Source organism: Mucilaginibacter sp. cycad4 (assembly GCF_034263275.1).
In the GTDB taxonomy this organism is placed as follows: domain Bacteria; phylum Bacteroidota; class Bacteroidia; order Sphingobacteriales; family Sphingobacteriaceae; genus Mucilaginibacter.
In genome coordinates, this window is record NZ_CP139559.1 from 6,574,036 (window position 1) to 6,594,898 (window position 20,863).

Annotated in this window: 16 protein-coding genes; 6 read left to right on the top strand and 10 right to left on the bottom strand. The window is 42.9% G+C overall.

Annotated elements, in window-relative coordinates:
- The first annotated feature begins 106 nt into the window (after positions 1-106).
- Positions 107-2,026, top strand: a complete 1,920-nt coding sequence (nagB, locus tag SNE26_RS27190) for a glucosamine-6-phosphate deaminase (protein ID WP_321556980.1) — start codon at positions 107-109, stop codon at positions 2,024-2,026.
- 258 nt (positions 2,027-2,284) lie between these two features.
- Here nagB and SNE26_RS27195 read toward each other — a convergent pair whose 3' ends face one another.
- The 3 genes from SNE26_RS27195 to SNE26_RS27205 all read right to left on the bottom strand — a co-directional run bounded on the left by SNE26_RS27195 (position 2,285) and on the right by SNE26_RS27205 (position 8,877).
- Entirely contained in the window at positions 2,285-4,552 is a 2,268-nt protein-coding gene (locus SNE26_RS27195) for an aconitate hydratase (RefSeq protein ID WP_321556981.1), read from the bottom strand.
- A 153-nt stretch (positions 4,553-4,705) separates the two neighbouring features.
- Positions 4,706-5,572 carry a CPBP family intramembrane glutamic endopeptidase gene (locus tag SNE26_RS27200; protein WP_321556982.1) on the bottom strand — a complete coding sequence of 289 codons (867 nt, stop codon included), beginning with the start codon at positions 5,570-5,572 and terminating at the stop codon, positions 4,706-4,708.
- Positions 5,573-5,664: 92 nt separating this feature from the next.
- Positions 5,665-8,877, bottom strand: a complete 3,213-nt coding sequence (locus tag SNE26_RS27205) for a S41 family peptidase (RefSeq protein ID WP_321556983.1) — start codon at positions 8,875-8,877, stop codon at positions 5,665-5,667.
- Between the two features lie 37 nt (positions 8,878-8,914).
- On the opposite strand from SNE26_RS27205, the gene SNE26_RS27210 reads away from it, so the two are divergent.
- From SNE26_RS27210 to SNE26_RS27220, 3 genes are all read left to right on the top strand, one after another.
- On the top strand, positions 8,915-10,198 hold the full coding sequence (locus SNE26_RS27210) for a glycosyltransferase family 4 protein (RefSeq protein WP_321556984.1): 1,284 nt from the start codon (positions 8,915-8,917) through the stop codon (positions 10,196-10,198).
- On the top strand, positions 10,191-10,943 hold the full coding sequence (locus SNE26_RS27215) for a glycosyltransferase family 2 protein (protein WP_321556985.1): 753 nt from the start codon (positions 10,191-10,193) through the stop codon (positions 10,941-10,943). Before SNE26_RS27210 ends, SNE26_RS27215 begins: the two co-directional genes overlap by 8 nt.
- A gap of 123 nt (positions 10,944-11,066) precedes the next feature.
- The gene (locus SNE26_RS27220; RefSeq protein ID WP_321556986.1) at positions 11,067-11,480 is read left to right on the top strand and encodes an Imm7 family immunity protein; all 414 of its coding nucleotides are present in this window, start codon (positions 11,067-11,069) and stop codon (positions 11,478-11,480) included.
- A gap of 107 nt (positions 11,481-11,587) precedes the next feature.
- Here SNE26_RS27220 and SNE26_RS27225 read toward each other — a convergent pair whose 3' ends face one another.
- From SNE26_RS27225 to SNE26_RS27255, 7 genes are all read right to left on the bottom strand, one after another.
- On the bottom strand, positions 11,588-12,451 hold the full coding sequence (locus tag SNE26_RS27225; RefSeq protein ID WP_321556987.1) for a hypothetical protein: 864 nt from the start codon (positions 12,449-12,451) through the stop codon (positions 11,588-11,590).
- Positions 12,452-12,605: 154 nt separating this feature from the next.
- Entirely contained in the window at positions 12,606-15,086 is a 2,481-nt protein-coding gene (locus SNE26_RS27230) for a hypothetical protein (protein WP_321556988.1), read from the bottom strand.
- A gap of 85 nt (positions 15,087-15,171) precedes the next feature.
- Positions 15,172-15,468, bottom strand: coding sequence for a hypothetical protein (locus tag SNE26_RS27235; protein ID WP_321556989.1), 297 nt, complete (start codon positions 15,466-15,468; stop codon positions 15,172-15,174).
- Between the two features lie 10 nt (positions 15,469-15,478).
- Positions 15,479-15,733: a DUF4834 family protein gene (locus SNE26_RS27240; RefSeq protein WP_321556990.1), complete on the bottom strand. Its 255-nt coding sequence runs from the start codon at positions 15,731-15,733 to the stop codon at positions 15,479-15,481.
- 155 nt (positions 15,734-15,888) lie between these two features.
- Positions 15,889-17,913, bottom strand: coding sequence for an excinuclease ABC subunit UvrB (uvrB, locus tag SNE26_RS27245; protein WP_321556991.1), 2,025 nt, complete (start codon positions 17,911-17,913; stop codon positions 15,889-15,891).
- Positions 17,914-18,350: 437 nt separating this feature from the next.
- Positions 18,351-18,830 (bottom strand): MarR family winged helix-turn-helix transcriptional regulator, encoded by a 480-nt coding sequence (locus SNE26_RS27250; RefSeq protein WP_321556992.1) that lies wholly within the window; start codon positions 18,828-18,830, stop codon positions 18,351-18,353.
- Between the two features lie 10 nt (positions 18,831-18,840).
- Entirely contained in the window at positions 18,841-19,338 is a 498-nt protein-coding gene (locus tag SNE26_RS27255) for a GNAT family N-acetyltransferase (RefSeq protein WP_321556993.1), read from the bottom strand.
- 133 nt (positions 19,339-19,471) lie between these two features.
- On the opposite strand from SNE26_RS27255, the gene upp reads away from it, so the two are divergent.
- Positions 19,472-20,116, top strand: a complete 645-nt coding sequence (gene upp, locus SNE26_RS27260; RefSeq protein ID WP_321556994.1) for a uracil phosphoribosyltransferase — start codon at positions 19,472-19,474, stop codon at positions 20,114-20,116.
- A 27-nt stretch (positions 20,117-20,143) separates the two neighbouring features.
- A complete protein-coding gene (locus SNE26_RS27265) occupies positions 20,144-20,776 on the top strand; it encodes a hypothetical protein (protein ID WP_321556995.1) in 633 nt (210 codons plus the stop codon).
- Positions 20,777-20,863: the final 87 nt, after the last annotated feature.

Below are 20,863 nucleotides of genomic sequence, written 5' to 3' on the forward strand. Positions count from 1 at the left end.
AACATTTTTGTTAATTGGTTTGATAAAAATCCTCGCCCCGGCGGGGGTTTTTTGTATAACGACTTTTTTAAACTTTAACATATAACATATAGGTTCTGAACAAATTATGGCACGATTAAATTTATTGGAAGAGACACGTTACGAGAAGTTACCGGTAAGCGTATACAGTAACCAACAGGAAGCTTCGGTGGCGGTAGCGAACCGGATAGCAGATCTGATCCGCACAAAACAGGCCAAAGGCGAAAAAGCGGTATTAGGGCTTGCCACAGGTGTAACCCCGATAGGGGTATATGCCGAACTGGTAAGGCAGCACAAAGAAACAGGCTTGAGCTTTAAAAATGTGATCACTTTTAACCTGGATGAGTACTACCCCATGAAACCCACAGCAGCACAAAGCTATGTGACGTTCATGTACGATAATTTGTTTAGCCATATTGATATAGAAAAGAATAACGTTCATATTCCCGACGGCACACTGGATAAAGATGAAGTTGTCGCGTTCTGTTTAGCCTACGAAAAGCAGATTGAAGGGCTTGGTGGATTAGACCTTCAAATCTTAGGTATCGGTCGTACAGGCCACATCGGCTTCAATGAGCCGGGCTCGGCACCTAACTCAGGTACCAGGATGGTGACGCTTGACGACCTGACCAGGCGTGATGCGGCGCGGGATTTTGGTGGTAAAGCTGATGTACCCACGAAAGCAATCACGATGGGTATCGGCACCATCTTCAAGGCAAGGGAAATCATATTGATGGCCTGGAACAAGAAGAAAGCTCCGATCATCAAAAAAGCGGTAGAAGGAGAGATCTCGGGCGAAGTACCGGCAACCTACCTGCAATTATCACAACATGTAGAGTTTGTACTTGATGCAGATGCCGCCTCAGAACTGACCAGGTTTGATACCCCATGGTTGGTAAAAGATTGCGTATGGGATAACCAGTTAAAGAAAAAGGCTGTGATCTGGTTGGCTAATGAGGTTAACAAACCGGTACTAAAACTGACTGAAGAAGATTACAATAACCACGGCATGGCGCAGCTTGCCGTAGAACAGGGCCCGGTATATAATATCAACATCGATATTTTTAACCAGATCCAGCATACTATTACCGGCTGGCCGGGTGGCAAACCGGATGCGGACGATTCGCAAAGACCGGAAAGGGCGCTGCCTGCCAAAAAACGTTCCATCATTTTTTCACCTCACCCGGATGATGACGTGATCTCGATGGGCGGTACGTTTATCAGGTTGGTAGACCAGGGGCATGATGTGCACGTTGCTTACCAAACCTCGGGCAATACCGCGGTATGGGATGACGATGTATTGAGGTACATGGAATTCGCTATCGATTTTACGAAAAGTATTGGCGAAGACACCGCGCACCTGAAACAATCCTATGAAGATATGCGTGCCTTCTTCCCGAACAAACAGCCAAACGAAATTGATACCCAGGAGATCAGGAATGTAAAAGGCTTTATCAGGAAAACGGAAGCAATTTCAGGTGCAAGATATGCAGGACTGCAGGACGATCATATCCACTTCATGGCGCTACCGTTTTACGAAACAGGCAAAACCAAAAAGAACTCGGTAGGTGAGGAAGATATTCAATTAACCATCGAACTGCTTCAAAAAGTAAAACCACAGCAGATCTTCGCGGCCGGTGATTTTGCAGATCCTAACGGCACCCACCTGGTGTGTTTCAAGATCATCTTAGCAACACTTGACAGGTTAAAAGGCAAGGAAGCCTGGGTAGAAGACTGCTGGCTGTGGATGTACCGCGGTGCATGGCACGAGTTTGAAACTTATGAGATAGAGATGGCGGTACCATTGTCACCACAGGAGGTGATCCGCAAACGTAATGCGATCTTCAAACACCAGTCGCAGAAAGATACACCGGTATTCCCGGGTGATGATGCAAGGGAGTTTTGGGTACGTGCAGAAGACCGCACCCGCGATACAGCCCAACGCTATGACCGCCTCGGCTTGGCTGAATATGAGGCTATGGAAGCGTTTGTTAGGTATAAATTCTAATTTTTTGATTCATGGATCATTTAGTCCATGGATCATAGTTGATAGTTCATAGATCAATGACGCTTTCCCCGGCGCTCGTGTCCCCACGGGCGCTTTTTTATTGAATATAATTGGCGTGGGGACACGGCCAACGGGAAATATTATCTTTCATCCCCATCGTTCGTGTCCTCGCGAACGATCTTTATCCAACAAAAAAGCCTCCCCATTTGGGAAGGCTTTTCAAATATTAAATCCGAAATCAAATTCCGATACCCGAAATTAAGATGCCATTTGCTTGCGGATGATGTTCAGCGCACCGCCTGCTTTAAACCACTCAATTTGCTGCGCATTGTAAGTGTGGTTTACAGGGAATGATTCGGTTGAACCATCTTTATGGTGCAATACAACGGTTAACTGTTTGCCTGGGGCAAAAGTAGTTAAGCCGGTGATATCGATGGTATCATCTTCCTGGATCCTATCGTAATCGTTATTATCAGCGAAAGTGATACCCAGCATACCTTGTTTTTTAAGGTTGGTTTCGTGGATACGGGCAAATGATTTTACCAGTATGGCACGTACACCAAGGTGCCGTGGTTCCATAGCTGCGTGCTCACGTGATGAGCCTTCGCCATAGTTTTCATCGCCCACTACTATCGAACCGATACCTGCTGCTTTGTAAGCGCGCTGGGTAGCTGGTACAGGACCGTATTCGCCGGTTAATTCGTTTTTAACGCTATCGGCAGTGAGGTTAAAGTAATTGATAGCACCAATCAGCATGTTGTTTGAAATGTTATCCAGGTGACCACGGAATTTCAACCATGGGCCGGCCATTGAAATGTGGTCAGTAGTACATTTTCCTTTAGCTTTGATCAACAGTTTCAGGCCTGTAATGTCGGTACCTTCCCAGGCTTTAAATGGCTCAAGCAATTGTAAGCGTGATGAAGTTGGAGAAACAATAACTTCAACTTTGCTGCCATCTTCGGCTGGTGCCTGGTAGCCTGCATCTTCAACCGCGAAACCTTTTACCGGTAATTCGATACCTTGAGGCTCGTCAAATTTAACCTGCTCGCCCGCTTCGTTAGTTAACGTATCGGTAAGGGGGTTGAAAGTTAAATCGCCCGCGATAGCGAAAGCAGTAACAATTTCCGGAGAAGCTACGAATGCGTGAGTGTTAGGGTTACCATCCTGGCGTTTAGCGAAGTTACGGTTAAACGAAGTGATGATAGAGTTTTTGCGGGTAGGATCGTCAGTATGACGGGCCCACTGGCCAATACATGGTCCGCAGGCGTTAGCCAATACCACACCGCCCATTTCGGCAAAAGTAGCAAGGTAACCGTCACGATCAACAGTATAACGTACCTGCTCAGAACCCGGAGTGATGGTAAATTCGGCCTGAGTTTTTAATTTTTTATCGATAGCCTGTTTAGCGATAGAAGCTGAACGGGTAATGTCTTCGTAAGATGAGTTGGTACATGAACCAATCAAACCAACCTCTAATTTGGTAGGCCAGCCGTTTTCTTTAACAGCGGTAGCAAATTTAGAGATAGGCCATGCCAAATCCGGAGTGAACGGACCGTTTACGTGCGGCTCAAGCTCGCTCAGGTTAATTTCGATAACCTGGTCAAAATATTGCTCAGGGTTTGCGTAAACTTCTTCGTCGCCGGTTAAGTGTTCAGCAATAGCGTCAGCCAGATCGGCGATATCACTGCGTTGAGTACCTTTAAGGTAAGCAGCAGCTTTTTCGTCGTAACCAAAGATAGAGGTAGTAGCACCGATCTCGGCACCCATGTTACAGATAGTACCTTTACCGGTTGCCGACATTGAACGTGCACCTTCGCCAAAGTATTCAACAATGGCACCGGTACCGCCTTTTACAGTAAGGATACCAGCAACACGTAAGATTACGTCTTTTGCTGAAGTCCAGCCAGAAAGTTTACCGGTTAATTTAACACCGATCAGTTTAGGAAATTTAAGCTCCCATGGTAGGCCGGCCATTACGTCGCAGGCGTCAGCGCCACCAACACCAATAGCTATCATACCTAAACCACCTGCGTTAGGTGTATGTGAGTCGGTACCGATCATCATACCGCCCGGGAAAGCATAGTTTTCCAACACTACCTGGTGAATGATACCCGCACCGGCTTTCCAGAAACCAATGCCATATTTATCAGATACTGAAGCCAGGAAATCGTAAACTTCACGGTTAACGTCAACAGCTGTACTTAAATCTTCAACAGCGCCAATTTTAGCCTGGATCAGGTGATCGCAATGTACTGTAGACGGAACAGCAACCTGCGGGCGACCAGCTTGCATGAACTGCAAAAGGGCCATCTGCGCAGTAGCATCCTGCATAGCTACACGGTCTGGAGCAAAATCAACATAATCAACCCCGCGGCCGAATGCTTTTTGGGCATCGCCTTCGCTAAGGTGGGCATATAAAATCTTTTCGGTTAAAGTTAGAGGTTTACCGGTCGCTTTACGGGCAGCCTCAACACGGGTGCTGTAGCGGTCGTAAACCTTTTTGATCATATCTAAATCAAAAGCCATTTGTATTTGATTTTTTAGGTGAAAAGTAAAAGAAATTGACGTTAAGCCCGTTATCCGGTCTTAGGACGGCGAATTTACAAAAAATAACATTTGAAAGCTGTTAGTGTATTATACAAATGTTATTTGGATATGTTCTAAATAAGTGATTGGAGGTTAGTGGTTAGAGATTGGGTAAGTGGCGGGAGTAACTCTTGCTTTTTTATGGATCAATATGCACATCGCTACGAAAACAATTATCGAAATTAATAACACAGGATAATACATCCCTCCAAAAATATCAGGCAGATCTTGTTTGGCGTTTCCTAAAAACAAAAATGCAAATCCAGTAGTATTTATGGCTGCATGAAAAATCATTCCAGGAATTACAGATTGCGTTTTATAATAGATCCAACCTAAAAATAAACCTCCGAAAAAAGCAGGAATAGCCTGCCATGGATTTAAATGCAGTACGCTAAAAAGTACTGCAGAGATGAATATGGCCTTAGTAGGTGAATAATTTTTCAATAAACCTTTTAAGATAATGCCCCTGCACAAAATTTCCTCGACGATTGGAGCTATAATAACAACACTCGTGAAAGAGAATAAATCTTTGGTGAACATCCTCTCAAATATCTCTCGAACCTTCGGCGGCATTGGTAGCAATACTGAAATTCGTTCTAAAACGATTGAGAATGCTACTGCCGCTATGATCAATACCGGGATAAGCCACCCGTTAATTTTACCATAATTTATGGTTGATGGATAACCTTGTTGTTTTTCGCCTCTTTTTAAAGTATATTGTATTGCCATCAGCACAGGAGCAGAATTCATTAATAGTTTGAATATCGATCTAACCGCCGGAAATTCTTTTGGTGTATTCATAAAAATAATGCTGGCGATTATTGTAACGATGATCAGAAAAACAAGATACACGAAAAAGAACTTTACAACAGATGTTATGTTTGGGTAGGCTGCTTTCGGAAAAAGATCGATGTTTTCGGGCTCTTCGGCACTTAGTTCGATGTTTGTTACTTCAGACATTTGGTGATGGTTTAGTTAATAAAATTGGCCAGCCCTTATAAAGCGGGCCAGCCAATTTAAAGTTAAAAATAAATCGAAAAAACAGCTAACCGCTATTTTTCCCCCTTTAGGGGGTTAGGGGGCGGCAACTGTTTCAGAATCTCCTCAATGGCCCTATCCAACTGCGGATCTTTATTTTCAATCCTGTCGGTAAAGTCTGTTTTTACATAGATATTCGGTGTTACACCTGTTTTCTCGATGTCTTTACCATCAAGGGTATAACAGCCCCAGGCCGGGATACGGTAAAACGAGCCATCAACCAGGCCTTTACCGCTGGTGAAAATGATCCAGCGGTAGGTTTCGGTGCCGATGATTTTGCCCAAGCCCAGTTGTTTAAAGCCTTGAGAAGTCATTTCACCATCGCTCAGGGTTTGCTCGTTCATGAGCAGGACAATCGGTTTGGCCGCCGGTGCAAAATTGGGTTGGGGTGTTTTTTTGCCGTCGCGGTAAGCCCACTGCAGGTATGGCTTTTGCGACAAGAATTTAAGTACATCATCATGTACGTTACCACCTGTGTTATATCTTAAGTCGAGAATGAGGGCATCTTTTTTATAGGCATCATCAACCATATCTTCCAGGAAATCTTCCAAAGCGCCTTGTCCCATGTTTTTCATATAGGAGTACGCTATACGGCCTTTACTTTTTTCGGCAACTGTTTTAGCGTTGGCCTCAATCCAATCGTCATAAAGGTTACCTGATAGATCGCCGGTTGATTCGGGGTGTAGCTTCACTTTAATATCTTTGCCTGCACGGTTAAAGGTCAATTCAATTTCTTTATCGAGCGATGGCTTGCTGAAATAATAATTACGGTCTTGCTTTTCATCAACGGTAACGCCGTTCACAGCTTTCAGTATATCGCCCGGTTTTACATCAACGCCCGCTTTATCAGCATTACTCCGGGTAGCTATGCCGCTAACTTTGTATGGCGAATCATTATCAAAAATGATCCCGGTTTCCATGGTACGGTAGGAGAGGGTTTTCTTTTCTTCGCTGCCGTTTGAGTAAAATCCCTGGTGCGATGAGTTTAGCTCGCCAAGCATATCATTAAGAAGCAGGCGAAGATCCGAGCGGTTATTAATGTAAGGCACAAAGGCTTTGTAGCTGTCGTGAACCTTTTTCCAGTCGGCCCCGTGAAAGTTGCCATCATAATAATTTTCATCCAGCCCGGCCCAGGTTTCGTCAAACATTTGTGCAAACTCACCGGCCATGTTGCGGGTAAAGCTGTAATTAATATCTACCTTATCCACTTTGTTGGCATCAATATTCAGTGTATAAATATTACCTCCGGCCAGTACAAAATATTTATCGCCGTTGCCAAAAATGTCGTAGTTGCCAAAGTCGCCGCCGCCGACTTTTTCAGTTTTGGGGTTTTCAAAAGCTTCGAGTGTGGTACGGTAAAGCGCCCCTTTACCCTCGCTATGGTTTGAGGCATAGTATACCAATGTTTTATCTCCTTTTTGAATCACATAAGGTCCCTGCGCCTGACCAAACTCCGGACTGATGCGTTCCAGCCTTTTCATCAGTTCTTCTGTATCTATCACAATATCGGCTGGCGGTTTAGGTGTTGGCTGCTCTGATAAAGGTTTCTTCTTGGCGGATGTTTTCTTGTCTTTATCCTTTTTGTTTTTATCGTCGTCTTTTTTCTCCTCTTTAAACAGGGCCGTAAACTTATCCATCTTAAAAGGATCGTCATACTTTTGCAGCGGCATCCTGTAAATGTGCGCGTCCTTTGAGCCGTAAGGATACTCTGGCTGCGTACGTGACGATGCGAAATAGATATACTTGCCATCCGGCGACCAATATGGCGCGGCTTCGGTAACACCACTGTTGGTGAGGTTTAGGATCTTCCCGGTTTTTATCTCGTAAACAAAAACATCCATCTCAAAATTGCGGTAAGCATTGTATACCACGTACTCACCATTGGGCGAAAAGCGTGGAGGAGGGTTGTAAAATCCCCAAAACTCATCGGTAACAATCGTTTTTGATATGAGTGTTTTCGTATCCAAAAGTTTCAGCTCATTACGGCCGCTCAAATAAATGGCCTGTGTGCGGTCTTTATTCATGCTTAACAGGCGGTTACTGCCTTTATCAGTAGTAAGCTGCTTTTCGGTACCGGTGCCATCGGCTGCTATGGTGTACCAATTAGGGAAGCCGCCTAAGGTTTGGCCGAAAATAAGGGTTTTGTTATCGCTCATCCAGCTTACTTCGGTAACCCGTTCGCTGGTATTACGCTCCAGCTTTTTGATGAACTTCCCTTCGACATCGCTTACAAACAATTCGCCGCGGGATATGAAAGCGAGCTTTTTGCCATCGGGCGATAAAGCTGCAGCCTCAATTTTGCCGCTTGTTTCAAACGATTGGTCTTTAGGCAGTACATTATTGCGAAACAGGTTTAAGGTTAGTTTCTGTGTTTGTTTCGATGCTACGTCATAAACAAAAATCAGGTAATCTTTTTCAAACACCACCTTGCTGCCATCGGCACTTACCTGGGAGCGTTTAATAGATGTTGGGAACTGGGTTAATGCGGTTTTTTTACCATCGATAAAGGTGTACAGGTTATACTCTTCGTTGCCCTCGTCGGATACGAAATAGATGTTCCCTTTTTGATCAATGGTAGTCCAGAAATCCTTACCCTGCCAGTCGGTGTATTTTTTATACGCTTTGGTTTTTGGATTGTATGATTGGATATCGGGATTATAAGCACCTTTATAATGTTTGCGGGTTGGGAAATAGATACTTTCCCAGGTATTGTTGAAAAACAGCTCGCCGGTTTGCGGGTGTTCAACAACACCATGTATGGTATTGAAATAGTGACCGAATATCCTGGTGGGCGTACCGCCTGTAGCCGCTACTTTATATTCGCTGAAACCATTATAACGGGATGAGTTAAAGTAGATAGATTTTGAATCCCAGGTCCAGGAATCCACATTATCGCCGGCATCGTTATAGGTAAGCTGCTTGATATCGCCGCCGGTAATGGGCATTACGTATACATCGTTATTGCCAAACTGATTAGATGAAAAAGCAAGCCATTGCCCGTCGGGCGATACGCGCGGGTTACTTTCTTCGCCCTGCATGGCGGTTAGCCTTGTGGCTGCCTGGCTGTTGATGTCGGCTTTCCAAAGGTCGCCTTCGTAACTGAAAATTACGGTTTTGCCATCGGGCGTTAGGGTTGGGTTAGATGTAAAATAGCTTCCGGTTGTTTGGGCTTTAAGGTTTGTTTGGCACAAGGCTGCCAAAAACAATACGATGTATAGTTTCTTCATATGGTTTAAGTTTTATGAATAAATGTATTTTTGAGCCATGTTAAAAGTGGTGCACCTCAATACTTATGACGGCAATGGCGGCGCGGGCAGGGCCTGCATGCGCCTTAACCGGGCATTACTTAGCCAAAATATCGATTCTAAAATTATTGTACATTATAAATTTGGAAATAATCCTGATATCAAGACTTTTAACGGTAATATTATCCAAAAATCATACACGGCGGCGACCATCATATTAGAGCGAATTTTAGCTAAACGGTTTCTAAAACCTGATAGCCGTACACCGTTTTCCTTTACCTGGTTTGGCCGTTCGGTAATTAAACATCCTGATGTTAAAAATGCCGATATCATTCACCTGCACTGGATCAACCATGGATTTTTGGATCCCAGGCATATAGCGGAAATTAAAAAGCTGGGCAAGCCGGTGGTGTGGACTTTTCATGACAGTAACGCCTTTACCGGCGGCTGTCATGTGCGCTATACCTGCGATCATTACCAGCAGCAATGCGGCAACTGCCCATTGTTGATCAACGCTGGAAATGATGATATTTCGCACCGCATCTGGCAGCAAAAAAACAAAGCTTACCAGCAGCTGGGCTTTAACATCATAGCACCAAGTTTATGGATGCAGGCGTCCGTAAGGAAAAGCAGTTTGATGCAAGGGAAGGCCGCAAACAATATTCCAAATACGCTGGAAACAGATGTTTTTAAGCCGATAGACAAAAAGGAAGCGAAAGCGAAAGCGGGCTTACCGACAGATAAATTTATCTTTTTAAGTGGCTTTATGCCATCGCGTAAAGATCTGCATAAAGGTACTCAATATCTATTAGAGAGCATGGAGCTGCTCAAGCAACGCTTAGGTGCGGATACAGATCAGATCGAACTGGTTGTGTTTGGAAACCGCGGTACAGAAAGCCTACTCGATTTTCCTTTTAAAACCAGTTTTTTGGGAACCATCAATAATGATGAAAAGCTGGCCCTGCATTATGCTGCCGCCGACGCTTTTTTAATCCCCTCGCTCGAGGATAATTTGCCTTACACTGTGATGGAAAGTCTGGCCTGTGGTACACCCGTAATTGCTTTTACCACGGGAGGAATCCCTGATATGGTACAGCACCAGCATAGTGGCTACCTCGCTACCTATCGCTCGTCCGAAAGTTTTACCGATGGTATGGAATGGATCATTAAGCATCCGGAAAGAGACGAGTTGAACCAGCAAGCCCGGCAAACTATTATGGATAGGTTTTCGGAAGAGGTGATCGCTAAAAAACATATTGAGGTATATCAAAAGTTATTGAGCAAGGGAGGTAGCAATGTTTAATCCGCGGTTAAGCGTTATCACCATTGTTTACAATAACGTTAGGGATATTGAGCGTACCATTCGTTCGGTGATTAACCAATCCTATGCCAATATTGAATATGTGATTATCGATGGTTTATCGAATGATGGCACCCTGCAGGTGATCGATAAATATAAAGATCATATAGCTAAACTCATCAGCGAGAAAGATGAAGGTATTTACGATGCCATGAACAAAGGACTCGCTTTGGCTTCCGGCGATTACGTGATATTTATGAATTCGGGCGATGAGTTTTATGATAATGAAACAGTAGCGGCGGTTTTTGCCTCGGCCGATGACGCAGATATTTACTATGGAGAAACCGAAATGATTGCCGATGATGGCAGCAGTTTAGGGCAACGACGGCATAAAGCACCTGCAAGGTTTACCTGGAAGGGTTTTAAATACGGCATGAGCATCAGCCACCAGGCAATTTATATCAGGCGTTCATTAGCCGATCCTTATGATCGCCGCTATCAATTGAGCTCGGATATCGACTGGATAATCCGCGCGGCAAAAAAGACCCGAAAAATAGTTAATGTTAACCGTTATGTGGCCAAATACCTGGTAGGAGGAATGTCAAAGAAAAAGCACCGCCAAAGTTTGGTGGAGCGCTTTGATATTATGAAACGGAATTACGGATTGATCCCAACTGTTTTTAACCATTTTGTTATTGCCTTTAATTTAGGCTGGTATTGGTTGAAGAACAGAAGGACGAATGATTGAAGGACCTTAATAAAGAAATATTATTTCGATAGAGCAGGGGAGGAATAAGTGGCACTTTTAGCCTTAACCCGCTTTTCCGGCTCGTTATACTTGCACCAATAGTAGAAAGAAAATATTAATTAAATGATTGAATTTAATGGATGGATCTCTGTAGGATTAGATTCTGTTTTTGAAGGCGGCTCTATGGGGGGCGATTTGAAGCAATTCGAAGAGACAATGAAGCCTTTAATAGTCGGTTTTAGTATGGACAACCAGTTTATCGAGCTTAGGCGAATGAATGGGTTATTTGTTTATTTCATTGGCGGCGCCCATAACCATAGATTGAACTACCTCGAATCTGTGATTGAAATTTATGAAAAAATAGCAGAATTAGCTCCATCAAGCTTTGGATTGTTGTATGTGAGATTTCCAGATGATGAAGTCTCCTGGAATAAATATAGAGTTTTTAGATTAGCGAGAGGCCTGATCACTGAGCAGGAAGATACGTTGTTGTCACCTTGTGATCCTGTAATTGAAGATAATTCGATTGATGATTAATTAAAAAAACTGGCTGAAGTTGAATGCCCTATGTATCGGAAAGTACAAGTCAGCAACCGCACGCCTCTCTGCTTAAGATTTGCGTTAAAATTTGATTCTTCACATGATCAGTTGAAAAATCTTTTAAATCTGCCCCAGAAATTAACGGGATGACTTTCTTTGTCTTGCCCTTTTAATTGTATTTCATGCTCGTCTATCTTCTCAACTAATTTTTGGGCATTAGCATCAGCGTCTGGTCTAACCCTTTTTATTTCGGGCACATTGATGCCTGTAATTGTCTCAAAGTGTTTTTTAGCCGTTTCAAAAACTTCTATTTCTTCATCGGTACGTGTATCAACGTGGGCGATCTCAGGGATCAAATTACTTGATAATTGTACTGATTCGCATTCAAAATCTGATAGTATATTTTGGTAAATACGGGCTGCCTGATCTTTTAACCCTGCATTTTCATATCCACTGGCAAATTGTAACATATCTTGCCCTATCTCATGCTTTTTAAGGAGGTCACCTATAGATAAACTGATTTGCGCTTTTGCGGCAGAGACGTTTGCAATTGCCTGTACATCATCGGTTTCTTTTAACAGATCAATAAATGCTTGTAATTTGCTTCTTAACGATATATCAACTTCATATACGTCTTTTGCTTGGGAGAGATATACTCCTTTTTGCATGGTTGTATCAGCCAAAAGTTTTATAAATCCTCCCATTTTAAATACCAGGAATGTTAATGCAATTTTATACTCTTGAAGCTGGACTTTTGAAATTGCTGATTTGTTTAATGCTTTATACAAATTAAAGCCTTCCAGAAATTCCTGCTGGTACATATTTGCTTCAAAGCCATAATCGGCTTCTTCCAAATAGTTGCCATTTAAAACCCGCAAAAGGACATGGTGTATTTTTAATCCACTATCCGAATTTTGCAAGGCGTATTTGAGCTCATCAAATTTGTTTTGCTGTATTAATGGTATCATTTTTTTGTGATAGGTTTATTTCACATCTAAGGTACAATCTTTTCAGTATTTGCAGTATGATTATTACTTAGCTGGCAAACACATTCATCAATTAATATCCCACAAAAAAAGCGATGAGTATCAACCCATCGCTTTTCTTTAAATATAAAGCTAATTACGCTTTCTTCTTATCCGCCGGTTTTGCAGCCGGAGCTTTCTTTTTGTTTTCGGTATACGCGGCCCCACCTAAAGCAAGCACCAGCAGGATTGATCCCGCTAACGAAATATTCTCACCTGTGTAATATGATGCAGGGTGGAATATAAACTCAATTTTGTGGTTGCCAATTGGGATCTGAGCTGCACGCAAAAGATAATCGGCGCGGAAGTAAGGTTTTTCAACACCGTCGATATACATTTTCCAGCCTTTGTTATAGTATACCTCAGAGAATACGGCAATCTGTGATGCAGTAGAACCGCTTTGATAAACCATATGATCGGGTGAGTAGCTGGTAAGCTCAATTTTACCTTCACCGGCGCCTGCGCCTAAGGTTTTTTCATCTATAACACTCTTGTATTGTTTATCAACAATGGCTTCGTCTTTTGGAGTAAAGCTGCTGATGGCTACCATTTCCTGGTCGGCATTATCGGCATACTTGATACTTTTTACAAACCAGGCATGACCACAGGCAGTCTCGTTTTTCTGCATACCCACGTTTTGTGTTTTAGGGTCGGATGTTATAATGTATTTAACATTCATCATATCCAATACATCCTGGTTAATGCTTTTGCTTAGCTGGTTATCTACAAGTTCTTCCCAGCGCTTTAACCTTGCTGCAGAGTATCCGCCCAATGATTTATAAAAGAATGGTGTTAAACCGTCGCCCTTGATTGATTGTGTAACGTCAAATACCCTAAAATCAGGGTCTTTATCTTTCATGATAAATTGATCAACCTCGCGCGGCTGCGGTGTTTCATTATCTTGTTTTGGTGCAAAGCTGTCATGATTCAAGTAACGTTTGTCGATACCCCAAAGGTCAACCAGGATCAGTGCTAAGAAAGCAAGTGATGCAACGGTTGGATTGATCTTCTTTTTAAGGAAGGCCCAGGCAAGACCAAATGCAACAGCTATGAAGATAAGCGAGCGAATGGCATCCGCCTGCGCTATTGATTCCCTGTCGGCAATTAAGGCGCGGGTAATGGCTGAGCTATCGGTTTTAAGTGCCTGGCCTATTTGTGCAATAACACCTGCCTGCTGTTCGCTCACACTGAAAGACAAAAGGAGGGAAGGCACCGCAGCTACAATTAATACAATGCCTCCGGTTATATATAATGCAATTTTTAATTTTTTAAACAAGTTTGCTTTGTCCTCATTTGTTATGGCCTCATTAACCGCTAATACAGCAAGGATTGGGAAGCAAAAACCTGCGACCGCCAAGATTGATTCAACAGCACGGAACTTATTGTAAAGCGGGAAGTAGTTAAAGAACAGATCGGATACATAAGGCCAGTTCCGGCCGAAGGATAACAGCATGGTTAAAACAACAGCACCAAGCAGCCACCATTTAATACGGTTTTTAACTATCATTATGCCCCATACAAATAACAGGCAAATTACAGCACCAAAATAAAACGGACCGGCAGTAAATGGTTTATTGCCCCAATAAAGCGGCAGATAATTAGCTGAAATACCTGTAACCTGGTTTGGATCGGCACCACTTGCATTTAAGGCTTTAATTACATGCGAATCAGGATCGGTGGAGCCTTGCTCACCGCCACCATAAGCGTTAGGGATCAGGAAGGTGATACACTCACCAACACCCTGGCTCCACTCATAGGCATAATCCTTAGGTAAGCCGTTGCTTGGCTCGGTAGTATGCTGGGTAAGATTTGATTTGCCGCGAATAGTTTCGTTGCCATAGTCGGCCGTGCTCCAAAGGATAGAGGCGTTCACTGCTATGCTCAATAGAACTGCGCCGGCAATATAACCTAACGATTTTAAAAAGGAATTTAAGGTTTTGTTTTTGATGGCATGGTAAAGTTCAATGCCAACCATGATCAATAAGGCCAGCATCAGGTAGTAGGTCATCTGCACGTGATTAGCCCTGATCTCCAATGCAAGAAATAAAGCTGTTACAGAAAAACCTAATAAATACTTGCCCCGAAGGGTAAGGATGATACCGGCAAGTATCGGCCCGAAAAATGCTATAGCGAAAGCCTGGTTGGCATGCCCCGCAGTTAGCAGGATAATATTGTATGATGAAAAGGTAAACGCTACTGCACCTGCCGCTGCAAGCCATGGGTTAACCTTTAACACTATAAATAAAAAGTAGGTGCCCAATAAAAATAACAATACCGTACCGACCGGAGTAGGGAAAGTGTAGTTTACACCGGTTACAATCCATGATGTTAAGTTAGCTTTATAAGGCGCCCATATCTGGTAGGTAGGCATACCGCCATAGATCTGGTTGGTCCATAATATTGTGGTGTCTTTGGCCTTATATTCGTTGATTTCTTTTTGGGTTGATTGAGCCCTTGTAACGTCATTGCCGCCTAAAGTTTTACCCTGGAATGCCGGGGTTAAAAATATAAAGCAGATCACTAAAAAAATTGCAGCTATGGCAAAATGAATGCCGTTACGCTTAAACCAGTTATTCATTTAAGTTTTTTGAAATGGATATTATATTCCTCAAAAATAGAAATTACAATGAGAATAGGAATTATAAGTTTTGTTAAGGAATAACTTAACAAGTTTGCGCACGGCTGCGCAACAGGAAAAACATGGCTATCAGCACAATAATAGATATTACATAAGCAATAACCTGCACCCTGCCATAGTCTTCGCGGTATTTGCGGATGCTGAAAAAGTTGTAAATGCCAAGGGCACCCAAAACTACCCAGTAAAAAGTACTGATCTTAGTGCAATTGGCAAAAATTTGAGTAGCAACTATAAATACGATGACATTGGTAATAATCAGCGTAATAGATTCGGGTGTGTTGTTATGGTTTTGGCGCCTTCTAAATACCGGGTTGGTGTCCATATTTATTGATTTATTTTACTTCTTCGTAATCAATAAACTCACCTTCGCTGTCAGGCACACTGCCTTTTTTGGGCTGTGGAACATGATCAATCCTGATTTTTCCATCAGGCTTTGGGCCTTCGTTATAATTATGTTGTTGTTGCTGATATTGCTGTTGAGCTTTGTTTACAACACTTTCAAACAGAAATGGCAGCAGGTAACGTACCAGGCTGCGGATAATGTATAATATACAAATAGATATGATCAGGAAACGAATGAGAATCATACTGTTAATTTTGAGCTTACAAATATAAGGTATATAACGTTAAAAATGTTTTATTATGATTTAAGGACAGCTGATGCTGCTTTAATTTGAAAATAAAGCAATTTGAAGATGTGAAGACTGTTGTTTTCAAATCTTCAAATCAATAAATTTTCAAATTAAAACTTCTCCTCCATCATTTTTTCCAAAGCAAACATTTCGTCGCGTAGCTTGGCAGCCAGCAGGAAATCCATGTTTTTAGCGGCGGCGAGCATATCTTTTTTGGTATTGTCGATTGATTTTTTCAGATCGGCTTTGGTCATGTATTGAACAATAGGGTCGGCGGCAAGGGTCAGGGTGTCAGTTTCTACATAAGCTTGCTGTACGCCGCCTTTAAAGTCGACCACCGATGTTTGTTCCATGATTTCCTCGCGCGATTTACCCACGGTTAGCGGTGTAATGCCGTGCTCTGTGTTATAGGCAATCTGGATTTCGCGGCGCCGGTTGGTTTCGTCCATCGTGATCTGCATCGAATCGGTTATTTTATCGGCATACATGATCACCCGGCCCCTGTCATTACGGGCAGCACGGCCGATGGTTTGGATCAGCGAACGTTCCGAACGCAGGAAACCTTCTTTATCGGCATCTAAAATAGCTACTAATGATACTTCAGGTAAATCCAATCCTTCACGCAGCAGATTGATACCTATCAGTACATCAAATTCACCAAGGCGTAAACCACGTAATATTTCAACGCGTTGCAGGGTCTTAACTTCCGAGTGGATGTACCGGCACTTAATACCCAGCCTGTCCATGTATTTAGCCAGCTCTTCGGCCATGCGTTTGGTGAGCGTGGTTACCAGTACACGGTCGCCTTTTTTAATGGTTTTATCTACTTCATCAAGCAGGTCATCAACCTGGTTTATCACAGGACGTACATCAATAACCGGGTCAAGCAGCCCGGTTGGGCGGATCACCTGTTCAACCACTACACCGCCTGATTTTTCCAGCTCAAAATCGCCTGGCGTAGCGCTTACATAAACGGTTTGCGGCGCCAGGTTTTCAAACTCCTGGAAATTAAGCGGGCGGTTATCTAATGCAGCCGGCAGGCGGAAACCATAATCAACCAGCGAGATCTTGCGCGAACGGTCACCACCATACATAGCCCTGATCTGCGGAACAGTTACGTGGCTTTCGTCAATCACCATCAGGTAATCATCCGGGAAATAATCAAGCAAGCAGAACGGCCTTGCACCGGGTTTGCGCCCATCAAAAAAGCGGGAGTAGTTCTCGATGCCCGAACAGTAACCCAACTCGCGGATCATTTCCAGGTCGTAATTAACCCTTTCCTCCAAACGTTTGGCTTCCAGGAAACGACCGTCATCAATAAATTGCTTTTTACGCATTTCCAGCTCTTCCTGTATGGCCCAGATGGATTGCAAAAAGCGTTCGCGCGGGGCAACGTACAGGTTGGCGGGATATACCACCATGTGCGTCATTTTTTCGATGGTTTTTCCGGTTCCGATGTCAAAGGCGCTTAGCTCCTCAATATCATCGCCAAAAAAGGAGATGCGGTAAGCATAATCCAGGTAGGCCGGAAAAATATCAACAGTATCGCCCTTCACCCTGAATGTACCGCGTTTAAAATCGGCAGTGGTGCGGGCGTATAAAATTTCGACCAGGCGGTGTAAAAAAGCATTCCTGCTGATGCGGGTACCTACGGCAAACTTGAAAACCGAATCGGCAAAATCGTCGGGGTTACCCATACCATAAATGCAGGATATAGACGATACCACGATCACATCGCGCCTGCCCGACATTAAAGCAGACGTAGTACGTAAACGAAGTTTTTCTATCTCCTCGTTTATCTGCAGGTCCTTTTCAATGTAGGTATTGGTAGTCGGGATAAATGCTTCCGGCTGGTAATAGTCATAGTACGAAACAAAGTAGTTCACCGCGTTTTCGGGGAAGAACTGCTTAAACTCACCATAAAGCTGAGCTGCTAATGTTTTGTTGTGGCTCAGGATCAGCGTTGGCTTTTGCGTTTGCTGAATCATGTTGGCCACGGTAAATGTTTTGCCCGACCCGGTAACCCCTAAGAGGGTTTGGTACGGGTCACCGTTGTTTATTCCTTCAACCAGCTGCCTTATAGCTTCGGGCTGATCGCCGGTTGGTTTATATTGAGATGTTAATTGAAAATCCATGTTGTTATGTAAAAATACAAATAATCCAGAAACAGGGTCTGCAAATCAAAATAAGTACATGGTAATGACAACCGTATGTCAGCATTGTTGTGACGGGAGCAATAATTATAAACGTTCGCCTGCATTATACTTTAAGCCAGCGGTTGGTGTTATCACCATAGCCGTTAATTTAAGTATTTAACCTACGCCGCCGCTCGGCTCCGGCCGAGTGGCGCCTATTTCACGGCCTCCGGCCGCCGAATGCGTTTAAAGCTCATATGTTATGCTTAAACCATGACCATTGAGCTGCAATATCTGCTTGATCGAATGCTGGAGTCTGGCGTATACGGCCAGAGGCCGGGGAATAGCTGCCACTCGGCCGGAGCCGAGCGGCGGCGGCCTTTTTTTATTTCTTCTAAATATCGATGGAAGTAATACCAACTTTAAGCTAAAATCAGCTACATTTCAGTTTTTAAACGCAAGGCACGTTCAAGAAAGCTTTGTTGCTTTAATTTTTCTTCTGCTTCGGTTATAGCCTTCATCAGGTTGTTTTGGGTATCGGCAATTTCCGCGGCGGCGGCTTTCATAATTTCCCAGATAGGTTTCATGCGCACAATAAGTTCCTGGCCTTTTGTGGTTAACATGATAAGGCGCTTCCTTTCATCGGCCTTGTCTTTTTTTGAGCGGATGAGTTTTTCTTTTTCCAGCTCCTTTAACAGGCTTATCGTTGATGGGTGAGTGTAACCAATTTCGGCGGCAATTTCCACCACACTTAAAACGGGCTTAAAATGCAAAGTATAAATCACCGGGAACCACTTGGGCTCAAATTCAATATTGTGGGCTTTGTATATGAGCACGCCCTCTTTGCGTAACTGCTCGGCCAGGCGCTGCAATCTTGTTGAAATTGCTAAAATTCCCGATTCGTCAATAACATTCATTATCCTGCTGTTAGTTTTTCAAATGTAACTCATAAAAAATAGTATCTGCAGCCATAAGAGGGAATGATTTTGGCAGCTCATGTTTGGCCAGGCGTGTAAATCCATTTTTTTCATAAAAGCGATGGGCAGCTTTCAGCATCTCAACGGTGCCTAAATAAATGTCGGCAATGTTGTTTTGCCTGCAATAGGCAATAAGATTATCCAGCAGTAATTGCGCAATGCCCAGCTCTTTGCCGCGATATTCTTTAAGCACAAACATTTTGCGTATGGCGGCTGCATTATTACCAAAAGCAATAAGGGCTATGGTGCCAACAAGCTGCTCATTGTATGTAGCTCCCCAAAAATTGCCGCCGGTTTGATGATAGTTTGTTTCAATATCAAGCAGGTCGGGCTGGGCTTCAAGCGTTATAGGCACATTGAATTCTATTTGCTGAATTGGTAAAATGATATCAATGATCTGCTGGCAATAAGTATTGTTGAGTGAGCTGATAACAGGCGTAGTGTCCATGACTTTAATATTTATGTACAAATCTACGTAGTTGACTACATAAATTCAAAATTTATTCTGTTTTCTATGATACAGTATGACATTTAATCAACAAATAGTAATGCTATTGCTCAAAAAACGCTTAATTTTAAGCATGATTTTCATTCTCAATAAAACCGATACTATTGCCAACCAGTTTCTTGCCGAATTGCGGGATGCCGTTATTCAGCAGGATAAGGCACGTTTTAGGCGGAACCAGGAAAAGCTGGGTGCTATACTGGCTTATGAGCTCAGCAAATCATTACATTACGAAACCAAAGAAATTCAAACTCCGCTGGGGACCGCCAGTGTTAATATGCCAGCCGATGAACCGGTGCTGGGGATCATTTTGCGGGCTGGGCTGCCTTTTCACCAGGGTTTTATGCAGTTTTTTGATCAATCATCCTCTGCATTTATTACAGCTTATCGCAAAGTGAAACGCAACGGCAGCTTTTTGATCCAGGTTGACCATATCTCCACCCCAAACCTTGACGATAAGATCTTTATTTTGTGCGATACCATGCTGGCCACCGGGCAAAGTATAGTATCGGTTTGTAAAGAACTGATGGCACAATATAAAATAAAAGAGCTGCACATTGCCGCAGTAATTGCCAGTACCGAAGGTGTGGCGCATGTAAAAGCCAACCTGCCAAAAGCCAAACTCTGGCTTTGCGCGGTGGATGATGAAATGACCAGCAAAGCTTATATCGTACCGGGTTTGGGCGATGCGGGTGACCTGGCTTTTGGAGAGAAAGCGTAGGGAGGTATTGTAAAAGAACGGTTAATAATGGGGACCTCTGATTATAATATTTCTACCGCAGAATTAATATGCATTTTCGATAATGCGTTAGATAGGAGTGCATTTATCTGGGACTACCAGGGTTTTAAAACCGATGGCAATAATGAGTTTTATATTGCTTTTATAGGTAAGTATATTGATGGCAGCAAGTCAGAAGCCCTCGAAGATGCTATTGAGTTGAGTATTGCCCTTGACTATTTTAAATTACCCCATTTGCATGTTATTGAGAAGCATCTTTTGTCAAACCTGGATGACGATGCGAAGCTACTATGTTTAGATTGGCTGCGTTATTTTTTTAAACATATACCTAAAAATGATTTTGAAAGGTTAAATAGGCACGCTTTACAACACAATAAAAGCGATTTGCTAAAAGTTCAGGCCATACTCAATTTACTTATGGTGAAAAATGATGAGCAACTTATAACAGTTTTAAAAAAAGTTATAGCCAAAACTTTATTGCCTGCCGTTTTTTATAGGGTAATTAATATGTTTGATATTGAACTTGAGGACATTAAAGAGTTGGTCCGGATGGATATTAAAGTGATCATTGAAAACAGTATCGTGTTAACCAAACCACAGAAAGATATACTAACTGCAAGAATCTTGAGAGGATTAGTTTAAGCTGTTTGATTTCGGATTTAGTAAGATTGAATTTCTTAATTTTGAATTTTTATCAGGGAATTAAATAATTCCGAAATCGAACATCCG

Excerpts from the sequence above, each read along its gene's own strand:
- SNE26_RS27225 (WP_321556987.1), bottom strand. The coding sequence starts at position 12,451 with ATGATACCATTAATACAGCAAAACAAATTTGATGAGCTCAAATACGCC.
- SNE26_RS27265 (WP_321556995.1), top strand. The coding sequence starts at position 20,144 with ATGGGGACCTCTGATTATAATATTTCTACCGCAGAATTAATATGCATT.
- SNE26_RS27205 (WP_321556983.1), bottom strand. The coding sequence starts at position 8,877 with ATGAAGAAACTATACATCGTATTGTTTTTGGCAGCCTTGTGCCAAACA.
- SNE26_RS27255 (WP_321556993.1), bottom strand. The coding sequence starts at position 19,338 with ATGGACACTACGCCTGTTATCAGCTCACTCAACAATACTTATTGCCAG.
- SNE26_RS27235 (WP_321556989.1), bottom strand. The coding sequence starts at position 15,468 with ATGGACACCAACCCGGTATTTAGAAGGCGCCAAAACCATAACAACACA.
- SNE26_RS27240 (WP_321556990.1), bottom strand. The coding sequence starts at position 15,733 with ATGATTCTCATTCGTTTCCTGATCATATCTATTTGTATATTATACATT.
- SNE26_RS27210 (WP_321556984.1), top strand. The coding sequence starts at position 8,915 with ATGTTAAAAGTGGTGCACCTCAATACTTATGACGGCAATGGCGGCGCG.
- SNE26_RS27215 (WP_321556985.1), top strand. The coding sequence starts at position 10,191 with ATGTTTAATCCGCGGTTAAGCGTTATCACCATTGTTTACAATAACGTT.
- SNE26_RS27230 (WP_321556988.1), bottom strand. The coding sequence starts at position 15,086 with ATGAATAACTGGTTTAAGCGTAACGGCATTCATTTTGCCATAGCTGCA.
- SNE26_RS27220 (WP_321556986.1), top strand. The coding sequence starts at position 11,067 with ATGATTGAATTTAATGGATGGATCTCTGTAGGATTAGATTCTGTTTTT.
- SNE26_RS27195 (WP_321556981.1), bottom strand. The coding sequence starts at position 4,552 with ATGGCTTTTGATTTAGATATGATCAAAAAGGTTTACGACCGCTACAGC.
- upp (WP_321556994.1), top strand. The coding sequence starts at position 19,472 with ATGATTTTCATTCTCAATAAAACCGATACTATTGCCAACCAGTTTCTT.
- uvrB (WP_321556991.1), bottom strand. The coding sequence starts at position 17,913 with ATGGATTTTCAATTAACATCTCAATATAAACCAACCGGCGATCAGCCC.
- SNE26_RS27200 (WP_321556982.1), bottom strand. The coding sequence starts at position 5,572 with ATGTCTGAAGTAACAAACATCGAACTAAGTGCCGAAGAGCCCGAAAAC.
- nagB (WP_321556980.1), top strand. The coding sequence starts at position 107 with ATGGCACGATTAAATTTATTGGAAGAGACACGTTACGAGAAGTTACCG.
- SNE26_RS27250 (WP_321556992.1), bottom strand. The coding sequence starts at position 18,830 with ATGAATGTTATTGACGAATCGGGAATTTTAGCAATTTCAACAAGATTG.